The organism is Streptomyces swartbergensis, assembly GCF_002148965.1.
Classification (GTDB): Bacteria; Actinomycetota; Actinomycetes; order Streptomycetales; family Streptomycetaceae; genus Streptomyces; species Streptomyces swartbergensis.
On sequence record NZ_NGFN01000004.1, the window covers coordinates 43,215 to 69,321 of the forward strand.

Annotated in this window: 22 protein-coding genes and 1 pseudogene; 7 read left to right on the forward strand and 16 right to left on the reverse strand. The window is 71.2% G+C overall.

Translation table 11 applies throughout. From position 1 onward, the window contains the following. Positions 1 to 61: 61 nt before the first annotated feature. Together CA983_RS01495 and CA983_RS01500 are read left to right on the forward strand one after the other, a co-directional pair. Positions 62 to 832: a class I SAM-dependent methyltransferase gene (locus CA983_RS01495; protein WP_086599031.1), complete on the forward strand. Its 771-nt coding sequence runs from the start codon at positions 62 to 64 to the stop codon at positions 830 to 832. Between the two features lie 42 nt (positions 833 to 874). Beyond that, complete coding sequence (locus CA983_RS01500) at positions 875 to 1,672, forward strand: phytanoyl-CoA dioxygenase family protein (protein ID WP_086599032.1); 798 nt, start codon at positions 875 to 877, stop codon at positions 1,670 to 1,672. A gap of 70 nt (positions 1,673 to 1,742) precedes the next feature. Here CA983_RS01500 and CA983_RS01505 read toward each other — a convergent pair whose 3' ends face one another. The 3 genes from CA983_RS01505 to CA983_RS01515 are packed head-to-tail and all read right to left on the reverse strand — an operon-like array spanning position 1,743 to position 5,322. Next, positions 1,743 to 2,960, reverse strand: a complete 1,218-nt coding sequence (locus CA983_RS01505) for an acyl-CoA dehydrogenase family protein (protein ID WP_086599033.1) — start codon at positions 2,958 to 2,960, stop codon at positions 1,743 to 1,745. A gap of 12 nt (positions 2,961 to 2,972) precedes the next feature. Then, entirely contained in the window at positions 2,973 to 3,737 is a 765-nt protein-coding gene (locus CA983_RS01510; protein ID WP_086599034.1) for an NAD-dependent epimerase/dehydratase family protein, read from the reverse strand. Between the two features lie 16 nt (positions 3,738 to 3,753). Continuing rightward, positions 3,754 to 5,322 (reverse strand): FAD-binding oxidoreductase, encoded by a 1,569-nt coding sequence (locus tag CA983_RS01515; RefSeq protein ID WP_244206561.1) that lies wholly within the window; start codon positions 5,320 to 5,322, stop codon positions 3,754 to 3,756. A 188-nt stretch (positions 5,323 to 5,510) separates the two neighbouring features. Here CA983_RS01515 and CA983_RS01520 point away from each other — a divergent pair, with 188 nt between their 5' ends. Next, positions 5,511 to 6,395 carry a class I SAM-dependent methyltransferase gene (locus CA983_RS01520; protein ID WP_086599036.1) on the forward strand — a complete coding sequence of 295 codons (885 nt, stop codon included), beginning with the start codon at positions 5,511 to 5,513 and terminating at the stop codon, positions 6,393 to 6,395. On the opposite strand, the gene CA983_RS01525 is transcribed toward CA983_RS01520, so the two are convergent. The 5 genes from CA983_RS01525 to CA983_RS01545 are packed head-to-tail and all read right to left on the reverse strand — an operon-like array spanning position 6,373 to position 11,217. Continuing rightward, entirely contained in the window at positions 6,373 to 7,362 is a 990-nt protein-coding gene (locus CA983_RS01525; RefSeq protein WP_086599037.1) for an acyltransferase domain-containing protein, read from the reverse strand. The two genes, CA983_RS01520 and CA983_RS01525, sit on opposite strands and share 23 nt — an antisense overlap. Positions 7,363 to 7,414: 52 nt before the next feature. Next, entirely contained in the window at positions 7,415 to 8,446 is a 1,032-nt protein-coding gene (locus CA983_RS01530; RefSeq protein WP_086599038.1) for a ketoacyl-ACP synthase III family protein, read from the reverse strand. Between the two features lie 13 nt (positions 8,447 to 8,459). Then, a complete protein-coding gene (locus CA983_RS01535; RefSeq protein ID WP_086599039.1) occupies positions 8,460 to 8,735 on the reverse strand; it encodes an acyl carrier protein in 276 nt (91 codons plus the stop codon). Next, positions 8,732 to 9,949 (reverse strand): ketosynthase chain-length factor, encoded by a 1,218-nt coding sequence (locus CA983_RS01540; RefSeq protein ID WP_086599040.1) that lies wholly within the window; start codon positions 9,947 to 9,949, stop codon positions 8,732 to 8,734. Before CA983_RS01540 ends, CA983_RS01535 begins: the two co-directional genes overlap by 4 nt. Then, positions 9,946 to 11,217 (reverse strand): beta-ketoacyl-[acyl-carrier-protein] synthase family protein, encoded by a 1,272-nt coding sequence (locus CA983_RS01545; protein ID WP_086599041.1) that lies wholly within the window; start codon positions 11,215 to 11,217, stop codon positions 9,946 to 9,948. Before CA983_RS01545 ends, CA983_RS01540 begins: the two co-directional genes overlap by 4 nt. Positions 11,218 to 11,644: 427 nt before the next feature. On the opposite strand from CA983_RS01545, the gene CA983_RS01550 reads away from it, so the two are divergent. Then, positions 11,645 to 11,995, forward strand: coding sequence for a TetR/AcrR family transcriptional regulator C-terminal domain-containing protein (locus CA983_RS01550; protein ID WP_086599042.1), 351 nt, complete (start codon positions 11,645 to 11,647; stop codon positions 11,993 to 11,995). Positions 11,996 to 12,486: 491 nt separating this feature from the next. After that, positions 12,487 to 13,149 (forward strand): GntR family transcriptional regulator, encoded by a 663-nt coding sequence (locus CA983_RS01555; RefSeq protein ID WP_086599043.1) that lies wholly within the window; start codon positions 12,487 to 12,489, stop codon positions 13,147 to 13,149. Between the two features lie 92 nt (positions 13,150 to 13,241). Here CA983_RS01555 and CA983_RS01560 read toward each other — a convergent pair whose 3' ends face one another. From CA983_RS01560 to CA983_RS01570, 3 genes are all read right to left on the reverse strand, one after another. Then, positions 13,242 to 13,976, reverse strand: coding sequence for an SDR family NAD(P)-dependent oxidoreductase (locus CA983_RS01560; protein WP_086599044.1), 735 nt, complete (start codon positions 13,974 to 13,976; stop codon positions 13,242 to 13,244). Between the two features lie 57 nt (positions 13,977 to 14,033). Next, on the reverse strand, positions 14,034 to 15,140 hold the full coding sequence (locus CA983_RS01565; protein WP_086599045.1) for an alanine racemase: 1,107 nt from the start codon (positions 15,138 to 15,140) through the stop codon (positions 14,034 to 14,036). 84 nt (positions 15,141 to 15,224) lie between these two features. Beyond that, positions 15,225 to 15,698: a RidA family protein gene (locus CA983_RS01570; RefSeq protein ID WP_086599046.1), complete on the reverse strand. Its 474-nt coding sequence runs from the start codon at positions 15,696 to 15,698 to the stop codon at positions 15,225 to 15,227. Between the two features lie 196 nt (positions 15,699 to 15,894). Between CA983_RS01570 and CA983_RS01575 the strand changes: the two are divergent. Continuing rightward, positions 15,895 to 16,506 (forward strand): annotated as a pseudogene (locus CA983_RS01575) (amino acid kinase family protein); the annotation flags it as partial. 13 nt (positions 16,507 to 16,519) lie between these two features. On the opposite strand, the gene CA983_RS01580 reads toward CA983_RS01575, so the two are convergent. Genes CA983_RS01580 through CA983_RS01590 form a run of 3 tightly spaced genes read right to left on the reverse strand, consistent with a single transcriptional unit; the run spans position 16,520 to position 18,858 of the window. After that, positions 16,520 to 17,044: a GNAT family N-acetyltransferase gene (locus CA983_RS01580; RefSeq protein ID WP_086599047.1), complete on the reverse strand. Its 525-nt coding sequence runs from the start codon at positions 17,042 to 17,044 to the stop codon at positions 16,520 to 16,522. Beyond that, positions 17,041 to 18,639 carry an amidohydrolase gene (locus CA983_RS01585; protein ID WP_086599048.1) on the reverse strand — a complete coding sequence of 533 codons (1,599 nt, stop codon included), beginning with the start codon at positions 18,637 to 18,639 and terminating at the stop codon, positions 17,041 to 17,043. Before CA983_RS01585 ends, CA983_RS01580 begins: the two co-directional genes overlap by 4 nt. A gap of 6 nt (positions 18,640 to 18,645) precedes the next feature. Further along, the gene (locus CA983_RS01590) at positions 18,646 to 18,858 is read right to left on the reverse strand and encodes an MbtH family protein (protein WP_086599049.1); all 213 of its coding nucleotides are present in this window, start codon (positions 18,856 to 18,858) and stop codon (positions 18,646 to 18,648) included. A gap of 90 nt (positions 18,859 to 18,948) precedes the next feature. Between CA983_RS01590 and CA983_RS01595 the strand changes: the two genes are divergently transcribed. Continuing rightward, positions 18,949 to 20,046, forward strand: a complete 1,098-nt coding sequence (locus CA983_RS01595) for an alpha/beta hydrolase-fold protein (protein ID WP_086599050.1) — start codon at positions 18,949 to 18,951, stop codon at positions 20,044 to 20,046. Positions 20,047 to 20,129: 83 nt separating this feature from the next. Here CA983_RS01595 and CA983_RS01600 read toward each other — a convergent pair whose 3' ends face one another. Both CA983_RS01600 and CA983_RS01605 read right to left on the reverse strand, forming a co-directional pair. Beyond that, positions 20,130 to 21,830: an ABC transporter ATP-binding protein gene (locus CA983_RS01600; protein WP_086599051.1), complete on the reverse strand. Its 1,701-nt coding sequence runs from the start codon at positions 21,828 to 21,830 to the stop codon at positions 20,130 to 20,132. Further along, positions 21,817 to 26,107 (reverse strand): non-ribosomal peptide synthetase (locus CA983_RS01605; RefSeq protein WP_143645430.1); only part of this gene is annotated, 4,291 nt, incomplete at its 5' end. The genes CA983_RS01605 and CA983_RS01600, both read right to left, overlap by 14 nt.

Below are 26,107 nucleotides of genomic sequence, written 5' to 3' on the forward strand. Positions count from 1 at the left end.
ACAGCTCGACGCCCCCCGGCTCCAGCGGGTCTCGGCGTGCCTTCTAGGCGGCGTTCGGAGGATGGCGGAACGCGAGGGTTCGGGCGAGCAGGTGGGAGTTGCTTTGTACGGCGCTGAGGCCAGCGAGGTCTACGAGCTGATGCACGAGAGCAGGGGCAAGGACTACGCCGCGGAGGCGTCGGACATCGCCCGCCGGATCCGGGCCCTGCTGCCGGGCGCCCGGTCGCTGCTGGACATCGCTTGCGGTACGGGGGCGCACCTGCGGCACTTCCGCACGGCGTTCGAGCGGGTCGAAGGGCTGGAGCTGTCGGCAACGATGGCCGCGGCCGCGCGGCGCCGGCTTCCCGGGGTGACCGTGCACACCGGGGACATGCGCGACTTCGCGCTGGAGTCCACCTTCTCTGCGATCACCTGCATGTTCGGCTCGATCGGCTATCTCTCGTCAACGGCTCAACTCGACGCCACGCTGGCCCGGTTCGCCCGCCATCTGGACCCCGGCGGAGTCGTGGCGATCGATCCGTGGTGGTTCCCCGAGACGTTCCTGGACGGCCACGTCGCCGGCGGTGCGACCACGGTGGCGGGCCGGACGCTGGCTCGAGTCTCCCATTCGGTGCGCCGGGGGAACGCGTCGCGGATGGATGTGCACTATCTCGTCGCGGATCCGGAGGCGGGCGTACGGCACTTCAACGAGACGCATCTGATCACCCTGTTCACCCGGGCACAGTACGAGGCGGCGTTCACCGCCGCCGGCCTGACCGTCGACTACGTGGACGGACTGCACGGTGGCCGCGGACTGTTCATCGGTGCGCTCACCCGGCCCTCTGCCCCCTGAAACGTGCTCCCCACGGGAGCGAAACTCGAAGGAGACCGTCACGTGCCGCCCCTGAGCGAGCTGACCACCGCCGAGAATCTGTCCGAGGACACCGTTCGCCGCTACCGCGACGACGGTTTTGTGCACATCCCCCAGGTGCTCTCCGTCGAGGAGGTGGCGACCTACCGCGCCGCGTCGGAGGCCCTCCTGGAACGGGACATGGAGATCTGGGCGGGCGGGGAGGACGGCGGCCAGGTCGAGGTCAACTACGTGACCCAGGCCTGGCGCAAGGACGAGACGCTGCGCGTCCTGGCGCTCCATCCCGGCCTGTCCGGTATCGCCGCCCGGCTGGCCGGCGGCCCACTGCGGCTCTACAGCAGCGAGGTGCTGGTCAAGGAGCCGCGCAAGGCACTGCCGACCCTGGTCCACGACGACGAGGCAGGGTTGCCCATGGCCGGTCTGTCGCTGACGTTGACCGCCTGGGTAGCGCTCGTCGACGTGCCCGTCGAGCGTGGGTGCCTGAGTTATGTGCCCGGCTCCCATCTGCGCAAGGAGTCGGAGCGGCTGGTGCACATGACCAGCTTCGAACACTTCAGGCCGCCGGAGGACATCTGGCCCGACTACCCCTGGCAGCCCCGGGTGACCGTGCCACTGCGCGCCGGTGACGTGGCCTTTCACCACTGCCGCACGGTGCACATGGCGGGTGCCAACAACACCGACGAACGCCGGGTCGGTCACGGCGTGATCTTCATGGACGACGGCACCACCTATCTGCCCGGCGTCACGGACGAGTACCTGTCCCACATGCGTCCGGGACAGCGCCTGGACGACGACAAGCTGTTCCCGGTCGTCGGCGGCTGAGCAGCGCTGTACGCGCCGGGGCCCCGGGAGGAGATCCGTCCTCCCGGGGCCCCGGCGTCGTACTGCCTGCTCAGTGCTCCATGTCCAGCGCCTGAGTACTCAGGTGGTCGATGGCGTCCGCGTAGGTGAACGGCTGCATGAACCAGCCGGCCCGTACGTCCCGGTAGCACCGGGACAGCGGGTGTCCTGCGGTGAAGGAGGCGCCGCCGGCGAGCGTCATGCAGTCCTCGACGATGGCTGCGGCATTGCGGTTGACGACGAGCTTGGCGTACTGGAAGGGGGCGATCATCCGCAGGCCCCGCTCGGCGGGGTCGTCGGAGGTCCGCCCGGAGTGGTGGTCGGTGTGCAGCAGGGCGGCACCGAGCGCGGTGCGCAGGGAATACAGCTTGACGTCCATCTCGGCGACGAGGGTGCGTACGGCGGCGGCCGGGACGCCCCCGCGGCGCCTGACCCCTGCGACGGCCAGGTCCCGGGCAGACTGCGCGATGCCCGCGTACACGCCGAGCAGCCCGATGGAACTGACCGTCTGCCCGGCCATCGCGGCGTGGCTGACCTCGCCGACCGGCCCGCGCAGGAAGAGGTCCGCCTCCGGCACCGGACAGTCGTCGAAGACCACCTCGGAACTGGCCGAGGCTCGCATGCCCATGCCGTCCCAGTCGTCCGGGACGGTCAGCCCCGGTGTGTCGGCCGCGAGGAAGGCGGAGGCCAGCCGGGCCGGGCCGGACTCCGGCCGGGTGCGCGTGGCCACCACGAAGTGGGTGGCGAACGGGGCCATGGAGACGAGGATCTTCCGGCCGTGGAGCAGCCAGCCGCCCTCCTCGCCCGGGCGCAGCTCGGTGGCCCGGCCCGCGTCCTTCAGGGCGCCGCCGATGACCGCGCCGCCGGTGCCCATCAGCGACAGGATCCGTTCGGCGAGGGCCTTTCCGGCGGGGTCGGCGTGGCGGAGCTCGTAGGCCATGGTGATGCCCCGGCACAGCTGCATGTGCAGGCAGAGCGCGACGGCGGCGTCGGCCTCGGCGACCCGCATGACGGCCAGTGCCACGTCGTGGACGCTGCTGAGTCCCAGGCCGCCGAAACTGCGCGGCACGGTGGCGGACAGCACCGAGTCGGCGGCCAGCGCCCGGAACGCCTCGACGGGGAAGGTGCCGTCCCGGTCGTGGTCGGCGGAGGCCTCTGCGATGCGTGGCAGGTGCGGGTCGAGGATGTCGAGGAGCTGCTGTCCCTCGGGGGTCATCGGGGCACTGAGATCGGCCAGGCACGGGAGCGTGACGCCGGCTTCGCTGGTCATGGGTCTGTCTCCTCAGGGGGTCGGCCCGGCCGAGAGGCCGGCTCGGTGCGGTTCGGCGGCGACGTATCGGTCGATGGCGGTGCGGAAGTAGCCGGGGCCGAACGCGCGGACCGCCGCCGCGGGCACCAGCCGGTGGAGCTTGGTCACCGAGGGACAGTGGGAGACGCTGTGCCCGGCGGTGTGCCGCTCGGCGCGGGTGCCGAGCCGCAGTTCGAGATGGTCGAGGATGTCGGCTACCGGCACGCAGTCCCCGGACGCCACGTTGACGGTCTCGTCCTCGACACCGGCGCTCAGCAACTGGTCGAAGAGCGCGACGAAGTCGTCGACGTGGAGCAGGTCGCGGCGGGCTCCCCGCTGGACGGTGACCCGCCCGGCCAGCAGGTGGCGGATCAGCACGGACAGCAGGCGGTACTCCGGCTCGCCCGAGCCGAGGACATAGCCGAGCCGCAGGATCAGATGGCGCACTCCGGCGTCCCTGATGAGGTTCTCCAGGTCGAGCTTGTGCTGTCCGTAGCGAAGCGCCGGGGCGACCGGCTCGTCCTCGAGGCCCCGGCAGCCGGGCGCTCCGTACATGGAGACCGTGGAGAAGAAGACGAGTCGGCGGCCGCCGGCGACACAGCGCGCCACCGTGTCGGCGACGAGCCGGCGCTCCCGCTCGTGGGCGGCTTCCGGCAGCGGATGGCGCGGTACTCCGGCAGCCAGCACGGTCACCTCGGGGTGCCGGTCGCTCAGGGGGCGCAGATGGCGGGCGAGGAACCCGCTGCCGATGAGTTCCACGTAGGGGGTTCCCTCCTCAGGCCGGGGGGCGGACGGACAGGGCGTGGCGGAAGACGTCCCGGGGGTCCCAGCGGGCTTTGACCCGTTGCAGCCTGGGGTAGTTGTCGCGGTAGTACAGGGTGTGCCAGGGGACGCCGGAGGTGTTCCACTTCGGATCGGCGAGGTCGGCGTCGGGGTAGTTGACGTAACACCCACCGTTGACGTCGCCCGGGACGGGCACCCCACCGGTCTCCGCGTGGACCTCCTGGTAGAAGCGGCGGATCCACTCGATCTCCGCGTGGTCCTCCGGGTCGGTCCAGTAGTGGCCGTAGGTCACGCTGAACAGCGCGTCACGGTGCGGGAAGGCCGTGGCGTCCGGCGCCACGGCGTTGATCTCGCCGCCGAACGAGGTGACATGGACGGAAGTGCCCCAGCGGGTGTCGCCGTCCGTGAGGTACTGGTGGACGACGCCGATCTGCCGGTCGGTCCACCTCCTGCGCAGGAAGGCGGCCTTGGACTTGAACGGGGTGCCGCCGGCATAGGTGGCGGCGCCGAGCGTGGCGGTGAGCCAGGGCTGATCACTGCGGGTCGTCTCGGGGGGTGCTCCCACGCCGGCGGTGACCTGCCCGAGGTAGTCCTCCATGAGCCGGCCGGCGTCCTGCTGTTCGCCGTTCACCCCGACGAGGAGCTGGAGGGTTCCGGTGGCCCGGTGGGTGAGCGCGAGGGAGCTGAAGAGCTCGGTGTGCGGATGGCGCTCGTGCCAGCCGCCGTGGTTGCGCACGAGCGTGATGAAGGCGCGTTCGTCGGTCTGCGCCCACTGCCACGTCGCGACCAGGCCCGGGGCGGTGGCCGGTGGCCTGGGCAGCAGGTCGCCCGGCTGCCTCCCGCGAGCCTGCGGGGAGCGCAGCAGATAGCGCAGTACGACACCGAAATTACCGCCGCCACCCCCGGTGTGCGCCCACCACAGGTCCCGGTGCGGGTCATCGGAGCGGCGGGTGGCGACCACTCGGCGGGCTTTCCCCATCCGGTCGACGACGATCACCTCCACGCCGTACAGGTGGTCGACCACCATGCCGTGCCGCCGCGAGAGGTTGCCGTAGCCGCCGCCGGCGATGTGCCCGCCGACACCGACGCTGGGGCAGCTGCCGCCCGGGATGGTGACGCCCCAGCCGTAGTAGAGGTCCTTGTAGACCTTGCCGAGGGTGGCGCCCGCCTCGACGGAGAAGGCCTGGTGCTCGGAGTCGAAGGACACCTGGTCGAGCTGCGAGACGTCGAGGACGATCCGGACGTCGGCCGAGGTGACGAAGTCCTCGTAGCAGTGGCCCCCGCTTCGGACGGCGATCCGTTTGCCGACCCGTACGGCATCCTCGACGGCCCGGACGGCCTGTTCGGGCGAGTACACGGCGATGATGGCGTCGGGGCGGGGCGTGAACCGTCCGTTGTGGCTCTTGTTCAGGCTCGGGTACCGAAAGTCGTCCGGGCTCACAGTGACGGCACCCGGTACCGGACGGCAGTCCGGCCCGGGCTGTCCGGCGGCTGCCTCGACGGCGCTGTCGCCGAGGCCGGTCAGTGCCGCGGCTCCGCCCGTTACGGCCGCACTTCTCAAGATATGACGACGCGTCGGCTCTCCCACGTGAACGTCGTTCCTTCCCCCGTGACGTGTCTGCCAGGTGACGGGCGCCCACGCTAGGCGTGGCGGCTGTCGCCTGCCTCGGCTTCCGCTGTAGGGGCGGTGGAGCGGCTTTCCAGCCGGGCGCGACGCGGGTACGAGAGGCCATCAGCACGCTGCGCCCTATGGCAGCGAACACTGACGGCAAGGTAGACGACACGGCGTACAAGGCTGAGGTCGCCCAGGCGTTCGACCGGGCAGCCACCCACTACGACAGGATGGGCGTCGAGTTCTTCACCCCGATGGGACGGCGACTGGTCGAACGCGCCGCGCCGCGGTCCGGCGACCGGGTGCTCGACGTGGGCTGCGGCCGGGGCGCGGCTCTCTTTCCGGCGGCCTCGATGGCCGGGCCCACCGGTTCCGTGCTGGGCATCGACATCGCGCCGGCGATGGTGGAGGAGGCACGGCGCGAGGCGGAGCGGCTGGGCGCCGCACAGGTGGAGCTGCGGGTGATGGACGGTGAGCGGCCTCAGTTGCCGCCGCGCTCCTTCGATCTGGTGCTGGGCAGCTACAGCCTGATCTTCCTGCCGGACGCCCCGACGGCGCTGGCCCGTTACGCACGTCTGCTGGCTGACGGCGGCCGGATCGCGTTCACGAGCCCCGTATTCACGGACGACACGTTCCCGTTCCTGCCCCCGGTGTTCACCGAGCTGATCCCTCGGTCACTGCTGGCGAACCTGCCGGCCGAGTGGCAGCCGGAGGCGCTGCAGCGCCGGTTCAACAGCTGGCTGGGGCAGGCCACGGATCTACGGCGCACCATGGAGAAAGCGGGGTTCACCGACGTCGAGGTGGTCGACGAACCGGTCGAGCTGGTCGCCGTCTCCGGCGAGGCGTGGGTGGACTGGTCCCACACCCAGGGCATGCGGCTGCTGTGGACGCATCTGCCCGAGCAGGAGAGCGCACGACTGCGGGAACGCCTCATCACCGCCCTCGACGCCATGCGGGACGGTGACGGGCCGCTGACCATCAGCACCCCGGTGCGCTACGTCATCGCGACTGTGCGCCGATGAGGTCGTGCTCGGCGAGGCTCTCCCGGGCGGCCGCGACGAAGGCGCGGTCCTGCTCGGGAGGGCCGGGACGGGCCGGGAGCATCGGCACGACCGTGCTGCGGCCGGCCCGTACGGCCGGGTGACGCCGGGCCAGCTGGGCGAGCGTCTGCCCCGGGCCGGCGTCCACCACGACGGTGTCCCGCCCCGCGAGCAGGGCGTCGAGCGCGGGCCAGAAGAGCACCGGGGCGACGGGCTGCCGCGCCCAGTAGCCGGGGTCGGAGACATCCTCGTACCGCAGGGGCCGGGCGGTGTAGCAGGACTGCAGGACGAGCTCCGGCGGCGCGATGGGCAGGGCGGCGATCACCCGCTCGCTTCCGGCGACGGCCGGAGCCAGTGCGGGGCTGTGGAAGGGGCTGAGGGACGGCAGCCGCCGGCAGGTGAACGCGTGCTCCGCCAGCTCCTTCCGGGTGACTTCCAGCGCGGGATCGGGGCCTGCCAGGACGGTCTGCCGCGGTGCGTTGACTGCGCCCACGACGACGTCACCGCCGAGGAACGGTTTGACCTCCTCCTGTGTGGCGGCGACGGCGAGCATGCCGCCCGGCGGACCGGCGGCGAGCGACCTGATCCGGTCGCACACGAGCCGGGTCGCGCCCCGCAGAGTGAAGACCCCGGCCAGTACGGCCGCGGCCAGTTCGCCGATGCTGTGGCCGAGCAGGGCGTCGGGGCGCCCGCCCCAGCTCAGCACCAGCCGGCCCAGCGCGAGGTCGACGGCGAAGAGGAGCGGCTGGGAGCGGGTGACGTGGTCGAGGTCCACGGACGGGCGGTCGGTCAGCCAGTCGGCTCTGAGCCGCTTGCCTTCGCCCGCCGCGAAGGTGTCGATGGCATCGAGGACTTCGTCCATGGCCGCGGTGAACACAGGTTCGCTGCCATACAGCCCCGCAGCCATCCGTACGTGCTGTGCCCCCTGCCCCGGCAGGAGTAGCACCATCTCCCGACGGTTCGCCACTGTCCCCACCCTCCGTATCCGTTCGGTCCTTGGTTCACGGCCGCTCCACCCACTCCGGGCGTTCCAGTACGTCAAGCACGGCGCAGGACCAGGTGAACCCGGCTCCCACGCTGACCAGCAGACAGGTGTCGCCGGGGCCCAGGGCCCCCGAGACGGTCAGATGGTCGAGTCCGGCGAAGGGGTCACCGGCGCCCAGGTGCCCGACCTGTCGGCTCCAGGGCCAGGTCGTGCGCTGCGGATCGATACCCAGAGGGCCGAAGTAGGCGGCCTGGAGCCGGCGCCGTCCCAGGTGGGGCAGGGCGATCCGGTCGATGTCGGCGAGTTCGAGCTCCGCCTCGGCCAGGGCCTGCTTGACGACGGCCTCCTGGGCGGCGGCGACCTTGGAGACCGCGTAGGAGACCCCCGTGGTGGTCAGGAAGGCCCGCTTGCAGGCCTCCAGGTCCACCTGCGGGCGATGGCCGAACGGCATGTCCTGGAAGGGATCGTCGCCCCGGTGCATCCCTTCCAGCTCTGGCACGGAGACGGTCGCAAGGCTGCGGATGCGGGCGAAGCCGCGGTGGCGGGACAGGACGAGGGCGGTGGCGCCGTCTCCGTAGACCGTGCCGGGGTCGCTGTGCCAGCGGTCGAAGCCGGGCGGGCAGAACTTGTCCGCCGTGGTGATCAGAGCCGCCGAGCGCCCAGCGTCCGCGGCAAGGTAGGCGGAGGCCAGCTCGAGTGCGGCCATGCCGCCGTTGGATACCTGCCGGACCTCCATGGCGGGACAGCTGTTGCCGAGGGCTGCCCGCTGGACGTAGGAGGCGGGAGCCCACAGATCATGCCCCTGGTGGAAGAAGCTGGCGTGCAGCACGAGGCTGATGTCGTCGGGAGCCGCCCCCGCCCTCTGCAGCGCCCTGCGGGCAGCGCCGACGGCCATCTGCGGAGCGGACTCCTCCCCCGCGACGACGACCGAGACACTGCCGGTGCTCCGCGCGAGGGACGCGGAGCACCGGCCGTCGGCGACGGCATCCTCGGTGCGGACCCGGGAAGGAAACCAGCTGCCGGTGGCGGCGATGAAGAGCCGGTCCATCGAATCCACCGGCTCAGGCGGACCGCTGTGCCGCGGCAGACGCCAGGGCCTCGTTGACGGCGCCCACGAACCGGTTGAGGGTACGAATCTCCGCCAGGGCGTCGTCCGGCAGTTCGACGCCGTACTCGCGCTTGACGCGGCTCGCGGCCTCCATTACCGCCAGCGAGTCGTAGCCGAGGTACTCCAGTTCGACGTCACCGATATCCTGGCCTTCGGCGGCGACGGCTTCGTCCTCGCCCGCGCACTCGCGCAGGATGTCGACCAGGCGGGACAGGGTGAGCTCGCTCACTTGAGGTCCTTTCCTCGCCCGCGCAGTACGAGGGCGCTGTTGAATCCGTTGTTTCCGCGGGCCAGTACCAGAGCGGTGGTGCCGTCGAAGGGCCTGGGCCGATCACGGACCAGGTCGAGCGGATGGCCCGGGGTGACCCCGGTGGTCGGGGGAATCACGCCCTCGCGCAGGGCCAGCAGCGCGAGGACGACGTCGAGGGGGGCGCCGCCCGAGCAGAGGCGGCCGATCATGGTTTTGGGCGCGGTGACCGGCACGCCGTACGGGCCGAAGAGCCGGACGAGGGTTTCCGCCTCGGCGCTGTCCCGTTCGGCGGAGCCGTCGGCGTCGGCGAAGACGACGTCGACGTCGTCGGTCGTGAGTCCGGCGTCGGTGAGGGCGAGTTCGGCGGCGCGGCCGAGGTTTCCGGGCCGTCCGGAGTTCGGCGGCGGGTCGAAAGCGGTTCCGTACCCGGCGATCTCACCGAGCACGGTCGCTCCGCGCGCCCGGGCCCGGCTCTCGTCCTCCAGCACCAGCACCGCTCCACCCTCGCCCGGCACATGGCCGTCGGCGTCCGGATCGAAGGGCAGATAGGCGCGCCGGGGGTCGTCGCGGGTGGAAAGACGGCCGGCGGCGATGCGGGCGGCCATCCCGTACGGGCAGAGGGACGATTCCATGCCGCCGGTGAGGACCGCCCTGGCCCCGCCGCGCAGGGCACGCCGGGCCTGGGCGATGGCGTCGACGCCACCGGCCTGTTCGGCCACCAGTACCCCGGTGGGACCGCGCAGATCATGCCGGATCGAGATCTGGCCCGTGTTGACCGCGTAGAACCAGGCGAAGGACATGTACGCGCTGACATGGTCAGGCCCCTTGCCCCAAAGGTTCTGCAGTTCCTTCTGGCCGAAGTCGAAGCCGCCGGCCCCGGCGGCCATGACGACGCCGAGGCCGGTCCGGTCCGCCTCCCCGGTGTCCAGGGCCGCGTCGGCGAGCGCCCAGTCGGCCGCGGTGAGCGCGAACCGGGTCATGCGGTCGGTCTGCGGGAGGAGCCTCGACGGCAGATGTCCGGCCGCTTCGAAGTCCCGCACCTGGCCGGCCAGCCGGCTGGGGAAGAGCGCCGTGTCGTACCGGTCGATCGGCGTGATGGCGTTCTCGCCCCGCAGCGTCGCCGACCAGAATTCCTCGGTCCCCAGGCCGTTGGGCGCCACGACCCCGGTTCCGGTCACTACGGCGGTGGTCACGCGGCCCTCCTGTCCTGGGGGTTGAGCACCATCGCGCTCTGGAACCCGCCGAACCCGCTGCCGACCGTGAGGACGGTGTCCAGCCGTTGCTCACGGGCGGTCAGCGGTACGTAGTCCAGGTCGAGTTCGGGGTCGGGCCGGTGCAGGTTCGCGGTCGGCGGTACGACCCCGTGCTCCATGGCCAACGCGCAGGCGGCGATCTCTATCGCGCCGATGGCGCCCAGTGAGTGGCCGATCATGGACTTGATGGACGAGACGGGCACGGCGTACGCGTGGGCGCCCAGGCTGCGCTTGAGGGCGGCGGTCTCGTGCCGGTCGTTCTGCTGGGTCGCCGTGCCGTGGGCGTTGACGTAGTCAACGGCGGTCGGATCGAGCCGGGCGCGGTCGAGCGCGGAGGTGATGGCCGCAGCCATCTCCCGCCCGTCGGAACGCAGCCCGGTCATGTGGTGGGCGTTGCCGTGCGAGGCGTATCCGGAGATCTCGGCGTAGATGTGGGCGCCACGGCGCCGGGCCCGGCTGAACTCCTCCAGGACCAGGACGGCCGCGCCTTCGCCGAGTACGAAGCCGTTGCGGGTGCTGTCGAAGGGGCGCGAGGCGGACTCGGGTTCGTCGTTGCGCGACGAGGTGGCCTTGATCGCGTCGAAGCAGGCCACAGTGATGGGTGCGACGGGGGCGTCGGCTCCTCCTGCGATCATGATGTCGGCGCTGCCCTCGCGGATGAGTTCCCAGGCGTGACCGGTGGCGTCGATGCCCGAGGTGCAGCCTGCCGACACGACCGAAGCGGGACCTTCGGCACCGGCGAACCAGGCGACTTCGGCGGCGAGGGAGCTGGGCACGAAGTAGTCGTAGAGGTACTCGGAGGCCGCGGCGGGGTCGACCGTCCATTCTCGGCCCCCGTCGCTGACGGCGAGGTACTCCCGTTCCAGCTTCTGGGTGAGGCCGACGGCGTTGCCGATGCTGACCCCGGTCCGGTGGGCCGTGTCGTGGGTGATGCCCGGCTCGCTGTCGGCGAGCGCTTCCCGAGCGGCGATCATCAGCATCTGCGCGGCCCGGTCGAGGCGCCGGACGTCCTGCTCGCTCAGCCCGGCGACGATCGGATCGAAGTCGCACTCAGCGGCGATCCTCGAACGGAACGGGGCCGGGTCGAAGGCAGTGATCGCACGGGTCGCCGCTCTGCCGGACGTGATGCGCTCCCAGAACGCCTTGGTTCCGGTGCCTCCCGGTGCCACGACACCGATTCCGGTGACGACAACTCTGCGTTGCGCCATGACGACCCCCTGTCCCACCAGAACGTGTACTTACCGGCTTCGACCATGCGGTGCTCTGGTCGCAGAGGCGTCGAGGACGACTGGACGCAGGGCCGGGCCGGCCTCGACCGGCTCGGTGGCAAGCACAGCGGACTGCACATCCGGTCGATGGCGGCTCACTCCGACGGTCGCTGCCTCCGTCTGTGAACGGGGTATTCCGCGCACATGCGGCCGGTGACATGTCGAGGCGTTCGTCGCCGACCTGAAGCAGCGCATGACCGCGGGCCTGGACCGCTCTCTGCTGCGCTCGCGAACGGCAGCGCGGGCGGGGTGAGGATCACCACGCGTCAGGGCGAGCCGGGGATCGCCGTGCCGAAGCTGCAGAAGCTGGACGTGCTGAAGAACGCCGACTTCCTGACCGGCTGCCGGGGAACTGGGCACCGGCGCGATGACGCTCTACCGGTATCTGCCGAACAAAGAAGACCTGTACGCCGTGGTGATCGATCAGGCCCTCGGCTTTGAAGCGCAGGAGCCGACCGGGGACGCCCGTGCGGATCTGGCCACGTTCGCCCGCCGGTACCGGGAGACGCTGCGTAGGCACCCCTGGCTTGCGCACGCCGCCGCCAGGCCGGTCATGGGCCCCAACATGCTGCGTGCCGACGAGCGCGACCTCGCCCTGGTCGACGGCCGCGGACTGAGCATCGACGACATGGCCCACGTCGTAAACCTGATCCGGCACTGGGTCACTCCCGTTTCCCGGCCCTGTCCTCCGGGGAACGAGCCGCCGGAGCGCTCCTGAGAACGGACGCCGCCGCGCCCGCGCTGCGCGCGTACGACGCGGTCAGCCACCTGTGCGCCACCCTCTGATCGGCAGCGCGGGTGGGTGTGGCTCGCGAAAAGTCGCTGAAGACTTATCACCGCGGATCAGCCACCGGGATAGCCGCTCAGCGCATGTCCGCTCCATTAGGCGGACAACTCCAAGAAGATCCACGTATCAAGCCTTCCGAGCAGGGCGCCGGGCGGCGCAGCAGGCCCCTGCAACATGATCAGGACCATGGACGTCTGCTGACTGTTGACATTTGACAAGTGGCCACGCCTCGGCGTTACCATGATCGGACAGGGCCTGGATGTGAAGAAGAGCCGACGCGAGCGCGCAGACACAGCAAAGACCGCGGAGACAGTTGCGAGCGCTCCGGGCACTGCGCGACGGAACGTGACCGACGAGAGGGAAGCCTTGTGAGTTCAGAGTCTGCAAGGCCGACCCGACTGCCTCGCGAGACCTTCGCCTCGATGGTGACCGAGCGCCTTCGAGAGGACATCATCGAAGGCGCCCTTGCGCCCGGTACACAGCTCAGCGAGGTGGAACTGGCCAAGAGCTTCGGGGTGAGCCGTGGGCCGATCCGTGAGGCGCTCCAGCGGCTGATCCAGGAGGGGCTGCTCCGCGGCGAACCTCATCGGAGGGTCTCGGTCCCGGTGCTCACCAAGGAAGACGTCGCTGACATCTACCTGGCTCGTACGGCGTTGGAGTCCGCGGCCGCCCAGTCCGTCATCGCCTCCGGCAAGTCGGAGGAGACCTTCAGGCAACTGGACAGGAACGTCAGGGCGATGGATTCCGCCGAGGCGGCCGGCGACTGGGAAGCGGTGAAGAGGCACGACCTGGAGTTCCACACCGTCCTGGTAGCCGCCTCCGGGAGCCGGCGACTCCAGCGCATGTTCAGCACGGTGATCTCCGAGACCCGGCTGTGCGTCGGCGCCCTCACCGCCGAGGAGGCTCGGCATCATCAGGAAGGCGAAAGCCCGGGTGAGGGCACGCACCGCAAGATCAGCGAGATGATCCGGGACGGCAACACCGCGGGCGCGCTGGAGGCGCTGAAGAAGCACTTCGACGACGCTGTGTCCGTTCTGACCAGCCGGGACAGCGAGAGTGACGCGGAGCCGGCTTCCACGCGCTGAGATCGGCCGAGGGCATACCGCGAAAAGAGCGATGTCCCGCTCCCCGCGCAACGTCTGCCGCACGGTGGGCGGGGTCGCTGAGGGCGGCGCTGTCAGAAGGCGGTGTAGCCGCCGTCCACGGGGAGGACCGCTCCGGTGATGTACGACGACTCCGGCGAGGCGAGAAACAGGACCGCGTTCGCGATCTCCTCGGGGGTGGCGAGGCGCTGGAGCGGTATCTGTCCTTCACGTTCGCGGCGGTAGGCCTCGGGGTCGGGCCTGCGCTGGAACGAAGCCTCGATGACGGGTGTGACGGTCAGGCCCGGAGCGACGACGTTGACGCGGATGTTGCGCGGGGCCCATTCGATGGCCGCGCCCTTGGCCAGCATGATGAGGCCTCCCTTGGCAGCGGAGTACAGCACTTCCTCGGGCTTGCCGACCATGCCGAGCCGTGAGCCGACGCAGACGAAGGAGCCCCCGGCCTCGGGCATGAGCGGCGCGAAGTGCTTCATCACCAGGAACGCGCTGAGCAGGTTACTGTGCAGCACGTTCTTCGCGTCCTCGTACGCCATCTCGGTGAGCGGGCTGCTGACCTGCAGGCCGTGGTTGATGACGACGACGTCGACGGCCCCCAGGGACTCGGCGGCCCGCTGAGCGAGGCTCGCGACGAACGCCTCGTCGTTGAGGTCACCGGGGACGTACAGGTCGTCGGGCCGGGCGGTGTCCAACTGCTCCCTGCGGCCGGTGAGGAGCAGCCGCGCGCCCTCCCGGCGGAAGTGGGAGCTCACCGCCTCCCCGATTCCACTACTGGCTCCGGTCACCAGCGCCGTGACCTTCTCAAGTCTCATGTCAGCCATTTCCTTCTCGGTTGGGCGGGGAGGTGGGCGGCATCGTTGCACGGCCGGTCAGCTCAGACGGCCCCGGGCCGCGACCGACCAGCGCTGCGGCATCGTGCCCTGCGAGTCGGTCACGATCAGTTCCTCGAAGTTGTTCACGATCGGGCACACGTGGTTGGGCACCATCGCGAGGACGGTTCCGACACCGGGCCGCGGCTCCTCGGGGGGCACGGCGAGGAAGCCGTGGTACTCGTTGAGCTTCGACAGGACGGACGTCCGGCCGGCGATCCGGCCGTATCCGCGCTGCGGGTCGCCGTCGCGGCCGAGGGCCTTGGTGCCGATGTCGAGGATCACCTGGCCCGGAACCCGGTCGCTGACCACCGTGGTCGCGACGAACAGCGCGATCTGGTCCTCGTCGCACGCGCCGAGCCGGGTGTTGTCCATGTCGCAGAAGACGTACTCGCCAGGACGGATCTCGGTGATGAGATCGCTGGTGGAGAAGGCGACCGTGGGCGTGGAGCCGGCACTGACCACCTCGGCTGTCACCCCGACGCCGGCGAAGCTGCGCACCGCCGTGGCCAGCGCGACTTCCTGGTCCCGCGCGGCACGCTCGCGAGCGTCCGGGGCGGAACTGCCGTGTCCCGGGTAGGTGTAGACGCCCACGGGCACGAGGCCGCGCTTGCGGGCGGCGAGGGCGAGATCGCCGGCGCCCTCGGGCGGCGTCCCCGAACGGCGGGCACCGCAGTCGATCTCGACCACGATCTCGAGTCGTCCGGGCTCGTCACCCATCGCGTCGGCGAGCGCCTCGACGGCCGCGACGTTGTCGACGCCCACGCGGAGCCGGGTCGTCCCGGCGAGCCGGCGGATCCGCTCGCCCTTGGTGCCCGCGGGCCAGACCGGGTAGGCGAGGAAGATGTCGTCGAAGCCGGCCGCGGCGAAGACCTCCGCCTCACCGACGTTGCCGGCGGTGATCCCGACGGCCCCCGCCTCGACCTGGAGCCTGCCGATCTCCACGCACTTGTGCGTCTTGACGTGAGGTCTGACCTGCAGGTCGTGCTGGGCGGCGAAGCCCTGCATCCGGTCGATGTTCCGCTGCACGACGTCGATCAGGACGATGGGCGCGGGTGTGTCCACCCGCTCGACCAGCGCGTCGAGTGCTCGTTGGAGCCGGTGCACGCTGCACTCCTTACCTATCGGTGTATGTCGATGAGGGACGGATGGATGGCGCGCGTGGCCCCCGCGGTTCTGGTGGTCCGCGCCCTACACCGCGGTGCAGATCATCTGGATCTCCACAGGACTGTTCCGGGGCAGTCCGGCGACGCCGATGGCGGTACGGGCGTGCCGCCCGTTCTCGCCGAGCACTTCGAAGAGCAGGTCACTGGCCGCGTCGGCGACCTTCGACTGCTCACCGAACTCCGGCATACTGGCGACGAAGACCAGCATCTGCACGATCCGGACCCGGTCCAGATCACCCACCGCGTCCACGGCGGCGGCAAGGCAGTTCACCACCGCTTGACGCGCCAGACCCCTGGCCGCCTCCACCCCGACGTCCCGGCCGACGATGCCCTGACCCAGCAGTACACCGTCCTTGTAGGGCAGTTGGCCCGACACGTGAACGCTGGAGTCGACCGTCCGGTGGTTCACGTACTTCGAGTCGCCGCCGACGCGGGGAAGCGTGAAGCCGAGAGCGCCGAGGCGCTCTGTGGCCGAACCGGTTTGCGTGCTGGTTTCCACTGCTCCTCCTGTGCGATCCGGCCCGCCTCTGGGAGGCGGCCCGATGTCGATGGAGTGACGGTAGGACGCCACTTGCCAACTGTCAACAGTTATCTGTTTGCAGGCATCCAGCCGAGTCTGGATGCCCCGGTCGACTGGATCTTTAATTAGGCTAGGCTTAGCTAAGTGATGCTCGTTTAAGGATCCGTGCGGTGCGCTCACCGGCCGGGTCCAGCGGGAGCTGGTCGGCCACATCAACGCCCACGGCCCCCTCGCGGTGGGGATGACGGGCGAGGACGCACACACCATGACGGCCGTACGGCGGCCGGCCTGGGTGGACGGCCGGGCGGTGGACATCGGTCTGGTCGGCGATGTCGTCGACGTGAACCCGCGCGCGGTGCGCACGCTCCTTGAGCAGGGGCACATCCCCGTGGTCTCCCCCGTGGCCCGCGGCGAGGACGCGCAGGTTTACAACGTGAACGCCGATCTGGCGGCGTCGGCCCTGGCCGTGGCCCTCGACGCCGCGCGTCTGGTGGTGCTCACCGACGTGGCGGGACTGTACGCCGACTGGCCGCACGGCACCGAGGTGATCGAGCGGCTGACGGCCGATGAACTGGCTGCGCTGCTGCCAGGGTTGGCGGCCGGGATGCTGCCGAAGATGGAGGGCTGTCTGCGGGCCGTCCGCGGCGGCGTGCACAGGGCGCACGTGCTCGACGGCCGTGTACCGCACGCACTGCTGCGGGGCGTACTGGGCCGGAACAGCCCCGGCACCATGGTTCTGCCGGAGCGCGGCTCCGACATCCCGTGCGCCGGGGCGAGTTCCGCCTGAGGATCCGCCGCCGTCACAGGGTTCGCGCGAGGATGCGCGCGTTGCGGCGCGGGTCCAGGGACGTCGCCCAGGCCGCAGGCGCGAGGCGCACACCAGCCGGGGCGAACCCGTGCCGCAGGAAGAGGCTGCCGCCGCCGACCGTCGCGGTGAACAAGGAGCCCACCGACTGGGCGCGCGCCCTGGCCACCGCGGCACGCAGCAGCCGGCCTCCCAGTCCGCTGCCCTGCCGGTGCCGGGCCACGCAGAAGTTGTAGAGAACGCCCGCGGGGCCGCGACTCCCCTCCGTGTCGGCCGCGTGTACGCGCAGGGCCAGGCAGCCTTCCAGGGCGCCGTCGGGTCCCTCGGCCACGACGAAGTCGGGCGCGTGGGCGGCATAGAGCGAGGCCGGTCGTCGGCGTAACTCCCCCGAATACACGAAGGGCTGAGACAAGGCGGCGAGTGCGGCGGCGTCCTGGGGGCGGGCGGGGCGTACGACGGAGGTCGCTGTGAGAGGAGCGCGCGGCAACGGCGGTGCGGGGCGGGGCGTGACCGTGTTCAAGGCGTCCCTTCCCCGCTTTCGGGTCCGCCGTCGCGTCGATCGCGACCGTCGACGTACGTCGCCACGACCTCGATGTCGCCGATGCGGGAGGTGTCGACGCGACGCGGGTCGTCGCCGAGCACGACCAGGTCGGCGCGCTTGCCCGGGGAGAGGCTGCCGGCGCTGTCCTCCCAGTGGCAGGCATAGGCCCCGGCGACGGTGTAGGCGCGCAGCGCCTCGTCCACGGTGATGCCCTCGTCCGGGCCGATCACCTGGCCGGACTCGGAGGCGCGCTCGACCATGAACTGGACGGCCCGCAGCGGGGATCCGTCGGTGACCGGCCGGTCGGAGCTGCCGACGAGGGTGATGCCGTGGTCCAGGAACGCCTTGCCCCGGTACAGCCACGGCGCCCGCTCCTCACCCATGATCGCCGCGTAGTCGTCACCGAAGTAGCGCAGGAAGTTGGGCTGGACGACCGCGCTCACGCCGAGCCGCGCGAAGCGCGAGAGCTGGTCGGGGCGGATGAGGCCCGCGTGTTCGACGCGGTGCCGCACTCCGTGGCGCGGGCGCAGGTGCTGGGCCCGTTCCAGGGCGTCGAGGGCGACGTCGGCCGCACGGTCGCCGATGGCGTGCACGGCGAGCTGCCAGCCGGCGAGGTGGCCGGCCACGATCGTCTCGGTGAGCGTCTCCGGGTCGTCCTGCAACTGGCCCGTGTGATCCAGCCCTTCGTACGGGCTGCTCAGCGCGGCCGTGCGGGCCATCATGCCGCCGTCGGTGTAGATCTTCAGGGCGCCGACGGAGAGCCAGTCGTCGCCGAAGCCCGTGCGCAGGCCGAGGTCGAGGGCCCTGGGGATGCCGTCGGCCTCGTGCGCGGCGACGGGCCGCAGCCGGTCCGCGGCGACCATGAGCTGCACCCGGAGCGGCAAAAGGCTCTTATCGCGGGCGAGTTGGTAGGCGCCGAGTTCGACCGGGCTGTGCCCGAAGAGAGTGCCGCCGATGCCTGCCTCGGCGCAGGCGGTGACGCCTTCGGCGACGCAGGTCCGGGCGGCGCGTCCGATCGCCTCGGCGAGTTCCTCCTGGGAGTACGGCAGGCGCAGCGCGCGGGCGGCGCCCATCGCGCCCTCGGCGAGGAAGCCGTCCTCGTGCGGGACACCGGCCGGGAGCAGGTCCAGGACGGCGGTGTTGACGACGCAGCCGTGTCCGGAGTCGTGCAGCACGAACACCTTGTGTCCGTGGCTGACCCGGTCCAGTTCGGCGGCGGTCAGATGACGGCCCAGGGCCCGCTGGTCGTAGCCGGCGATGCTCACCCAGGCGCCGGGCGAGCCCTTCCGCAGGACGGCCTCCTCCACGACGGCCAGCACGTCGTCGATCCGCGTGCGGCCCGCGATGCTCGGCGTGTTCTGCTTGAAGCCGGTCCAGGCCAGGTGCACGTGGGCGTCGATGAACCCGGGCAGCACGGTGGCGCCCTGAAGGTCGATCACCTCCCGTGCGGGCAGCGAGGTCACGGCCTCGTCCAGGCCGACGATCCGGCCCTTCCAGATGCCCAGGTCGTGGGCGACGGGGTGGGCCGGGTCCATGGTGACGAAGCGGGCGTTCGTCAGTCTGGTGCAGAGCATCGGGCGTCAGGCGTCCATGGACTCGGCGAGGGAACGGGGGCGCAGATCGGTCCAGTTGGCCTCGACGTACTCCAGGCAGGCCTCCCGGGTGTTCTCCTCGAAGGCGATCGTCCAGCCCCCGGGCACATCCGCGAAGGACGGCCAGAGCGAGTGCTGGCCCTCGTCGTTCACGAGGACGAGGAAACGGCCGTCGGCGTCGTCGAAGGGGTTGGTGCTCATGTGCCGGTGCCTCCTGTGAAATTAGGTTAGGCTCGCCTAATCGCAAGTGAGCTTAGCCTTCTCGCTTTCCGCTCCACAAGGAGACGTTCGATGAGGTTGGTGGGGGAAGACACGTTCGCCGCGTTCGGACTGCCCGGCACACCCGGCACCGACGAGTTCTGGGCGGCCGCGCGGACACCCGCGTCGATACCCGACGGCGACGGCTGGACGACCCTCTTCCTGTGGCGTGGGTCCGATGCGGCGAGCATCGACTTCGAGAGCTGGTCCGAGCCGGTGCCCTTGGCCCGGTTCGGCGACACGGACTGCTGGTACGCCGAGGTGCGCATGCGCGCGCGGCTGCGGGTGACGTACCAGTTCCGTGTGGGTGAGGAGGCGTACGCCGATCCCTTCAACCCGGTCGGCGCGGGCGGTGACCGCTCCATCGCCGCGACGCCGGACGCGCCGGCCCAGCCGCACTGGCCCGCCGTCGGCGCCGACGGCGTGCTTCCCCTCCCCCGCACCCGGATCCGCTGGGCCAGTGAAATGCTGGGCGGGCGGCGGACCGTGCGCGTGCACCCGGCGGGCGGTGGCGGGCCGGTGGTCCTGCTGCTCGACGGGGACGACTGGCTGTATCTGCACCCGGCCATGACCGCGTTCGACTCGGCGGTCGCCAGTGCGGAGATGCCGCCGGTCACCCTCGTCTTCCTGCCGGCCAAGGACAGGGAGGCCGAGTTCGCGTGCCGGCCGGAGCTGTGGGAGGCGGTCCGGGACGAACTGCTGCCGCTGGTGGCGGAGTCGGGGGTGACCGTCGAGCTTGACCGGCTGGTGGTCGCCGGGCAGAGCCTCGGCGGGCTGAGCGCGATGTACGCGGCGCTGGAGTTTCCGGAGCTGGTGTCGCGTGTGGCCTGTCAGTCGGGGTCGTTCTGGTGGACGTCCGATGCGATGGGTGCGGCGGACCCGTTGGGGGGTCCGGTGGGTGGTGCGATCGCTGCGCGGTTGCGGGAGGGGGCGGATCTGTCGGGGCTGCGCGTTGCGTTCGATCTCGGGGAGCATGAGACGCGGATGCTGCCGCATTGTGAGGCGGTGGAGGTTTTGGCCGAGCAGGCCGGGGCGACCGTGCGGGTTTCGCGGTCGGCCTCCGGCCATGATCGGGTGGGGTGGCGGCATGCCCTGCTGAGGGATGTCGCCTGGGCACTGGAGTCTGCGTGATCATCCGCGGGCCGGTGGGGGCTGGTCGCGCCCGCGCGGCGGAGCCGCACATCGAGACAGCCCCGCGCCCCTGAAGGGGCGCGTCAACGCGCCACCGCCGAGCAGTAGTTCTCGTCCGTCGCCAACAGGTTCCGGTGCGTGTCCTCGGCCGTGACGACCCCGTCGTCCACGACCAGGACCCGGTCGGCGGCGTCCAGGAGGGCCGGGCTGCTGGTGAGGACGATGGTGGTGCGGCCCCGGCGCAGCTTCGCGACGTTGCGGGCGATGAGCTGTTCCGTGACCGCGTCGACGGCCGTCGTCGGATCGTGCAGGACGAGGACGTCGCTGTCGGCGGCCAGGGCGCGGGCCAGGGAGAGCCGTTGGCGCTGTCCGCCGGAGAGGTTCGCGCCACGGTCGCGGACGCCGTAGTCGAGGCCTTCGCGGTGGAGGGCGACGACGTCGGTCAGCATGGACGCCTCGACGGCCTCGGGGACCATGCGGCTGGTGCCCGACGGGTCGATGTTCGAGCGGAGCGTCCCCGCGAAGATCTCCGCGTCGTAGGGGTTCACCAGCACGTGCTCGCGGACCGCCTCGACCGACAGGTCCGCGAGGTCCCGCCCGCCGACCCGCACCGTTCCCTCGTACGCGCCGGGCGGGACGTTCACGGCCAGGATCGACGCGAGGTCGGCCGCCGCACGCGGCTGGTAGGCGGCGATCGCCACGAACTCCCCTGCGGCCACCTGGAACTTCAGTTTGCGCAGGGTTCCGTACCGGACGCAGTCGATCTCCACGTCCCCCTTCTCGGCCGGGCGTTCGGATCCCGGCGTCATCACCGGCGGCGCGGTCAGGACCAGTGCCATGCGCTCGGCCGAGGCGCGCGCCATCATCACGTACTTGGGCATCTCCGAGAACAGCTTGAGCGGTTCCATGATGAACTGCGCCAGCCCCACGGCCATGACCAGTTCGCCGATGCTGATCCGGCCGTCGAACGCCAGCCAGCCCGCCAGCAGCGTCACGGCGCCGGCGAGGACCGCGTTGAGGGCCAGCGCGGTGCCCGCGTAGGCGCCGTTCACCTTGGCGACGGTGATCGCCTGGACCTTCGCCTCCGTGCTGACCTCCCGATAGGACCGGAAGGCCGCGTGGTTGCCGCCGAAGCCGTGCAGCGGGCGCAGCCCGGTGATCAGGTCGGCGACCTTCGCGCCCGCCCGCGCCACCCGGGCCTGCTGTTCCTGGGTGCTGGTGCCGATCCTCTTGGACAGCACGCTCAGGCACGACAGGATCGCGACCGTTCCCACGATCACCAGCAGGCCGAGCCGGATGTCGGCCAGGCCCAGCGCGACCGCCGCGACCACCACCGCGACCAGCGAGCTGATCAGCAGCGGCACCACCTCGATGATGTCGGCGGTCTGGTCGGCGTCCTCGGTGGCGATGGTCAGCACCTCGCCGGACTTGAGGTCGACGTCCCTGGCCACCGGCTGGAGTCCGCAGGCCGCGACCTTGACGCGCCAGCGGTGCGCCTCCGTCGTGTTGGCCTTCTGGAGGATGCGCATCCCGAACCGCCAGGACAGCGACACGGTCGTGATGATCACGGCCAGCACGGCGATCGAGAGGCCGAGCGCGCCGAGGCTCCGGTCCCGCATCGTGTGCTCGACGATCAGGCCGAGCGCGATGGGGAAGGCCGTCTCGCCCGCCTGGTACATACCCATGAGGAGGGTGCCGCCGGCCATGGCGCCGACGTTGCGGCGCAGGGCGGTGCGGAGGATGTCGGACCCCGAGCGGGGCCGCTGCGTGTCAGGAGTTGTCATCGAGGTGGCGGGCAATCGCTTCCGGGGTGCGCAGGGTGAACAGATCACGGATCGTGATGACGGGACCGTACTCGCGGCGGAGCAGCCCGATCAGCCGCACCGCCAGCATGGAGTGTCCTCCGAGGGACACGAAGTCGCTCACCGCGCTCACCTCGTCGTCGTCCAGGTCCAGTGCCTCGGCGAAGTACTCGCACACCACGGTCTCGGTCTCGGTCTCGGGCCCCCGCTCCCCCACCGTGGTCAGCGCGCCCAGCGGCTTGGCCTCCGGCAGAGCCTTGGTGTCAGCCTTCCCGTTCACCGTGAGCGGGATGCTGTCGACCTGGGCGTAGTGCGTGGGACGCAGGAAGTCGGGCAGTCCGGCGCCGACTTCGGCGGCTACCGTCGCCAACTCCGCCCCGCCCAGCACCAGATAGGCGGCCAGCCGGTACGAGCCGTCGACCTGCGGGTCGGGCTGGGCGACCGCGGCGGCGAACCGCACCGCCGGGTGTGCCGCGAACGCGGCCTCCACCTCGCCGAGTTCGACGCGGTGCCCGCGGATCTTGACCTGCTGGTCGGTGCGGCCCAGGTACATCAGGTTGCCGTCGGGCCGGCGGACCACCAGGTCCCCGGTGCGGTACATGCGCTCGCCGGGTTCCCCGAAGGGGCAGGCGACGAAGCGGTGCGCGGTCTGGGCGGGCTGCCCGAGGTAGCCGCGCGCGATGCCGATGCCCGACACGTACAGCTCGCCGGGGACACCGTCCGGCAGGGGCCGCAGCCACGGGTCCAGGACGTACACATCGGTGTTGTCGATGGCGACGCCCACCACCGGGTCCTCGCACTCGAAGGTGCCGACGCCGAGGGTGTTGATGGTGTACTCGGTGGGTCCGTAGAGGTTGTAGCCGACCGTTCCCTCGGTCTCGGCGAGCCGCTGCCACAGCGTCGGCGTGACGGCCTCGCCGCCGAGCAGCACCAGCGGCGGCCGGCGTTCCGGGTTGTCGAGCAGTCCCTCGGCCACCAACTGCTGGGCGTAGGTCGGGGTCACGTTGACGACGTCGATCCCGTGCTCCAGGCAGTACTCGACCAGCCGGGGCGCGTCGCGGCGCAACTCCTCGTCGCAGACGTGCACTTCATGCCCGTCGGCGAGCCACAGCAGCTCCTCCCAGGACATGTCGAACGCGAACGACACGGTGTGCGCGATGCGGAAGATCCGGTGGCCGTGTTCCGCCAGCACCGGCTCGAAGATCCGGCGCTGATGGTTGATCAGCATGTTGGTGAGCCCGGCGTACTCGGTCACCACGCCCTTGGGCTTGCCGGTCGAGCCGGAGGTGTAGATCGTGTACGCGGGGTGCCGCAGGCGGTCGGGGTCGTCCGGTGCGAACGTCACATACGGCTCGGCCTCGGGCAGCGGGCGGTCCAGCTCGATCAGGTCCGCGTCGAGCGAGGCCAGCCGGGGCGACACGGCGCTCACGGTGAGGATCACCTCCGGGCGGGCGTCCTCGACGATCGCGGCGATCCGCTCGTCCGGGTGGTCCAGCTCCAGCGGCACGTACGCGGCGCCGACCCTCAGTACAGCGAACAGCGCCACGATCGAGTCGAGGGAGCGCGGGATCGCGAGCCCCACGTTCGTCTCGGGGCCGATGCCCCGCCGGGCCAGCACGCCGGCCACCGCGCGGCTGCGGTCCCGGAGTTCGGCGAAGGTCATCGTCGAGCCGTGAGCGACGAGCGCGACCCGATCCGGTGCGCGGTCCGCCGCCTGGTCGAACCGGTCGACGACGGTGTCCGTGCCGACGTCCGTGCGCTCGCCCCGCGAGGGCTCCGGGCCCAGGCCCCGCAGCGCGCCCACCGGCCCGGTCGAGCGGGTCAGGTCCTCCAGGACGCGCAGGTAGTCGTCGAGGAGGCGACGGGCGTTCCCGGTGTCCCCGTCCCGGTACTCCAGCTTGACGGTGAGCCGGTCGCCGGGCGTGACGACCCAGGTGAACGGATAGTGGGTGGAGTCGTCGGCCTGCACCGAGGTGATGCCGTGCCGGGCGTTCATCTCCGCGAAGGCGTCCATGTCCAGGAAGTTCTGGAGCACGAACAGGTTGTCGAACAGGGTGTCGTGCCCACTGGCCCGCTGGATCTCGCCGAGCCCCAGGTGCTCGTGCTCCATCGCCTCGACCCTGGCCCTCTGCACGGCCGAGAGGTAGTCGCGGACCGTGTCGTCCGGCCGGGGCCGCGTCCACATCGGCACGGTGTTGAGCAGCACGCCGACGATGTCGGACAGCCCCTCGCCCTCCCGGCCGGAGACCGTCACGCCGAACACGGCGTCACTGCGGCCCGTGTGGGCGCCGAGGAGGAGACCGAACGCGCCCGTCAGCACGGAGTTCAGGGTGACGCCGTGCGTCCTGGCCGCCTCCCGCAGAAGGCCGGACTGTTCGGCGGACAGCGTGTGCACGAGGGCGCGCGGCAGGTCGTCCGAGAAGGACGGCGCCGGTCCGGCGAGCAATGTGGGGCCGGGGAGGCCGGCCAGGTGCTCCGCCCAGAAGCGTTCCGAGACGGCGGAGTCCTTGGCGTCGAGCGCCCGGGCGTAGTCCTCGAAACTCGGCGTGGCCGGGACCGCGTCGAGGGGTTCGCCCGCGACGGCGGCCTCGTAGGCGTCGAACAGGTCCCGCAGCATGATCTCGCGGGACCAGCCGTCCCACAGCAGCAGGTGGTAGCTGAGCAGCAGGCCGTCACGGTCGCCGGGCAGCCGCACCACGGTCAGCCGGATCAGCGGTGGCTCGCCCGGGTCGAACCCCGTGTCGCGGTCGCGGGCCCGCAGGGCGTCGACCTCGGCGTCCGCCGCCAACGCGACCGTGCGGACGTCGACCCGCCGGCCGGCCTTGAGGACCTGGACCGGGTTGCCGTCGGAGTCGGTCGTGAAGCCCGCGCCCACGACCGGGTGCCGGGCGATCACGTACGCCATCGCCTCGGCCAGCGCGCCGGTGTCCAGGCGCCGGTCGAACGTGAACCAGCTCTGGGCGACGTAGTGCCCGGCCGAGCCCGCCATCTGGGCCTGGAAGAACAGGCCCCGCTGGAGCGGGGTGACCGGTGCGGTGCGCTCCGCTGTCGTGGCGGCGTCCGCGATGCGCTGGAGGGCGCGGTGCCAGTGCTCGGTGATCTCGTCGGGGATGCCCTCGGCGAGGGTGAACTCCGTGTGCAGGCTGCCGGTGGCCTCGTCGAGCCAGGCGTTGACCTCGACGGCGTACGGGCTGCCCTGGTCGCCGCCGGTGAGATGCACCGCCCGGGACTCGCTGCCCCGGCCGAGGTAGTTGAACAGCACCTGCGGGCGGGCGGTGTCGAGCAGTGGGGATGTCTGCGGGTTGAGATACCTGAGTTGTCCGTAGGCGACGTGGGCGCGCTCGTCCGGCTGGCGTTCGGCGACCTCGCGGGCGGCTGCGACGGGGTCGGTGTGCGCGGTGAGGCGTACCGGCGCGATGGCGGTGAACCAGCCGACCGTACGGGTGTAGTCGTGGTGTTCCAGCACCGGGACGCGGCCGTGCCGCTCCAGGTCGATCGCGAGGTCGGTGGGCGAGGACTGGATGTGGGTCAGCGCGGTGCGAAGGGCTCCGCACAGCAGCTCGGTGAGGCCGGTGCCGAGTGCGGCGGGGGCGGTGCGTGTCAGGCGGTCGCTCACGTCGGGGGCGAGCACGACCGTGGTCTGCCGCAACTCTCCGACGACGGGGGTGAGTCGGGGCGCCTTGAGCGTGGTGACCCAGTGTCCGAGGTCGTCGACGGCCTGGGCCGACTGGAGGGTCAGTGCTTCGGCGTGCTCGGCGTAAGAGGTGGTCGGCGGGGCCAGGGGCTCACCGCGCAGGGCCGTGGCCAGGTCGTCCAGCAGGATCAGCCAGGACACGGCGTCGACGGCGAGGTGGTGCACGGTGACGACCAGGGTCCGGCTCGCCTCCAGCCACGAGAAGGCGACGACCTCGCCCGACTCGGGGTCGAGCCGTCCGGCGGCCTCGTCCGCGACGGCCGTCGCGTCGGTGGTGTCCGGGCGTACGACGGTGATGTCGCGGGTGGGTTCGGTGCGGAGGGTCCACACTCCGTGCTGGGTGTGGAGCCGCAGGCGCAGGGTGGGGTGTGCGGCGACGATGGCGTTGGCGGCGCGCTGGGCGTCCGGGAAGCCGGTGCCGTCCGGGGCCTGGAGGGTCCTCGCCTGGGCGAACCGGGTGAGGGAGCCGCCCAGTTCGCGTTGGCGCAGGATGATCGGTGTCGGGGGGAATGGGCCGTCCTCGTGGTAGGTGGGGGCGGCGGGTTGTGGTGTGCGCGTCGGTAGG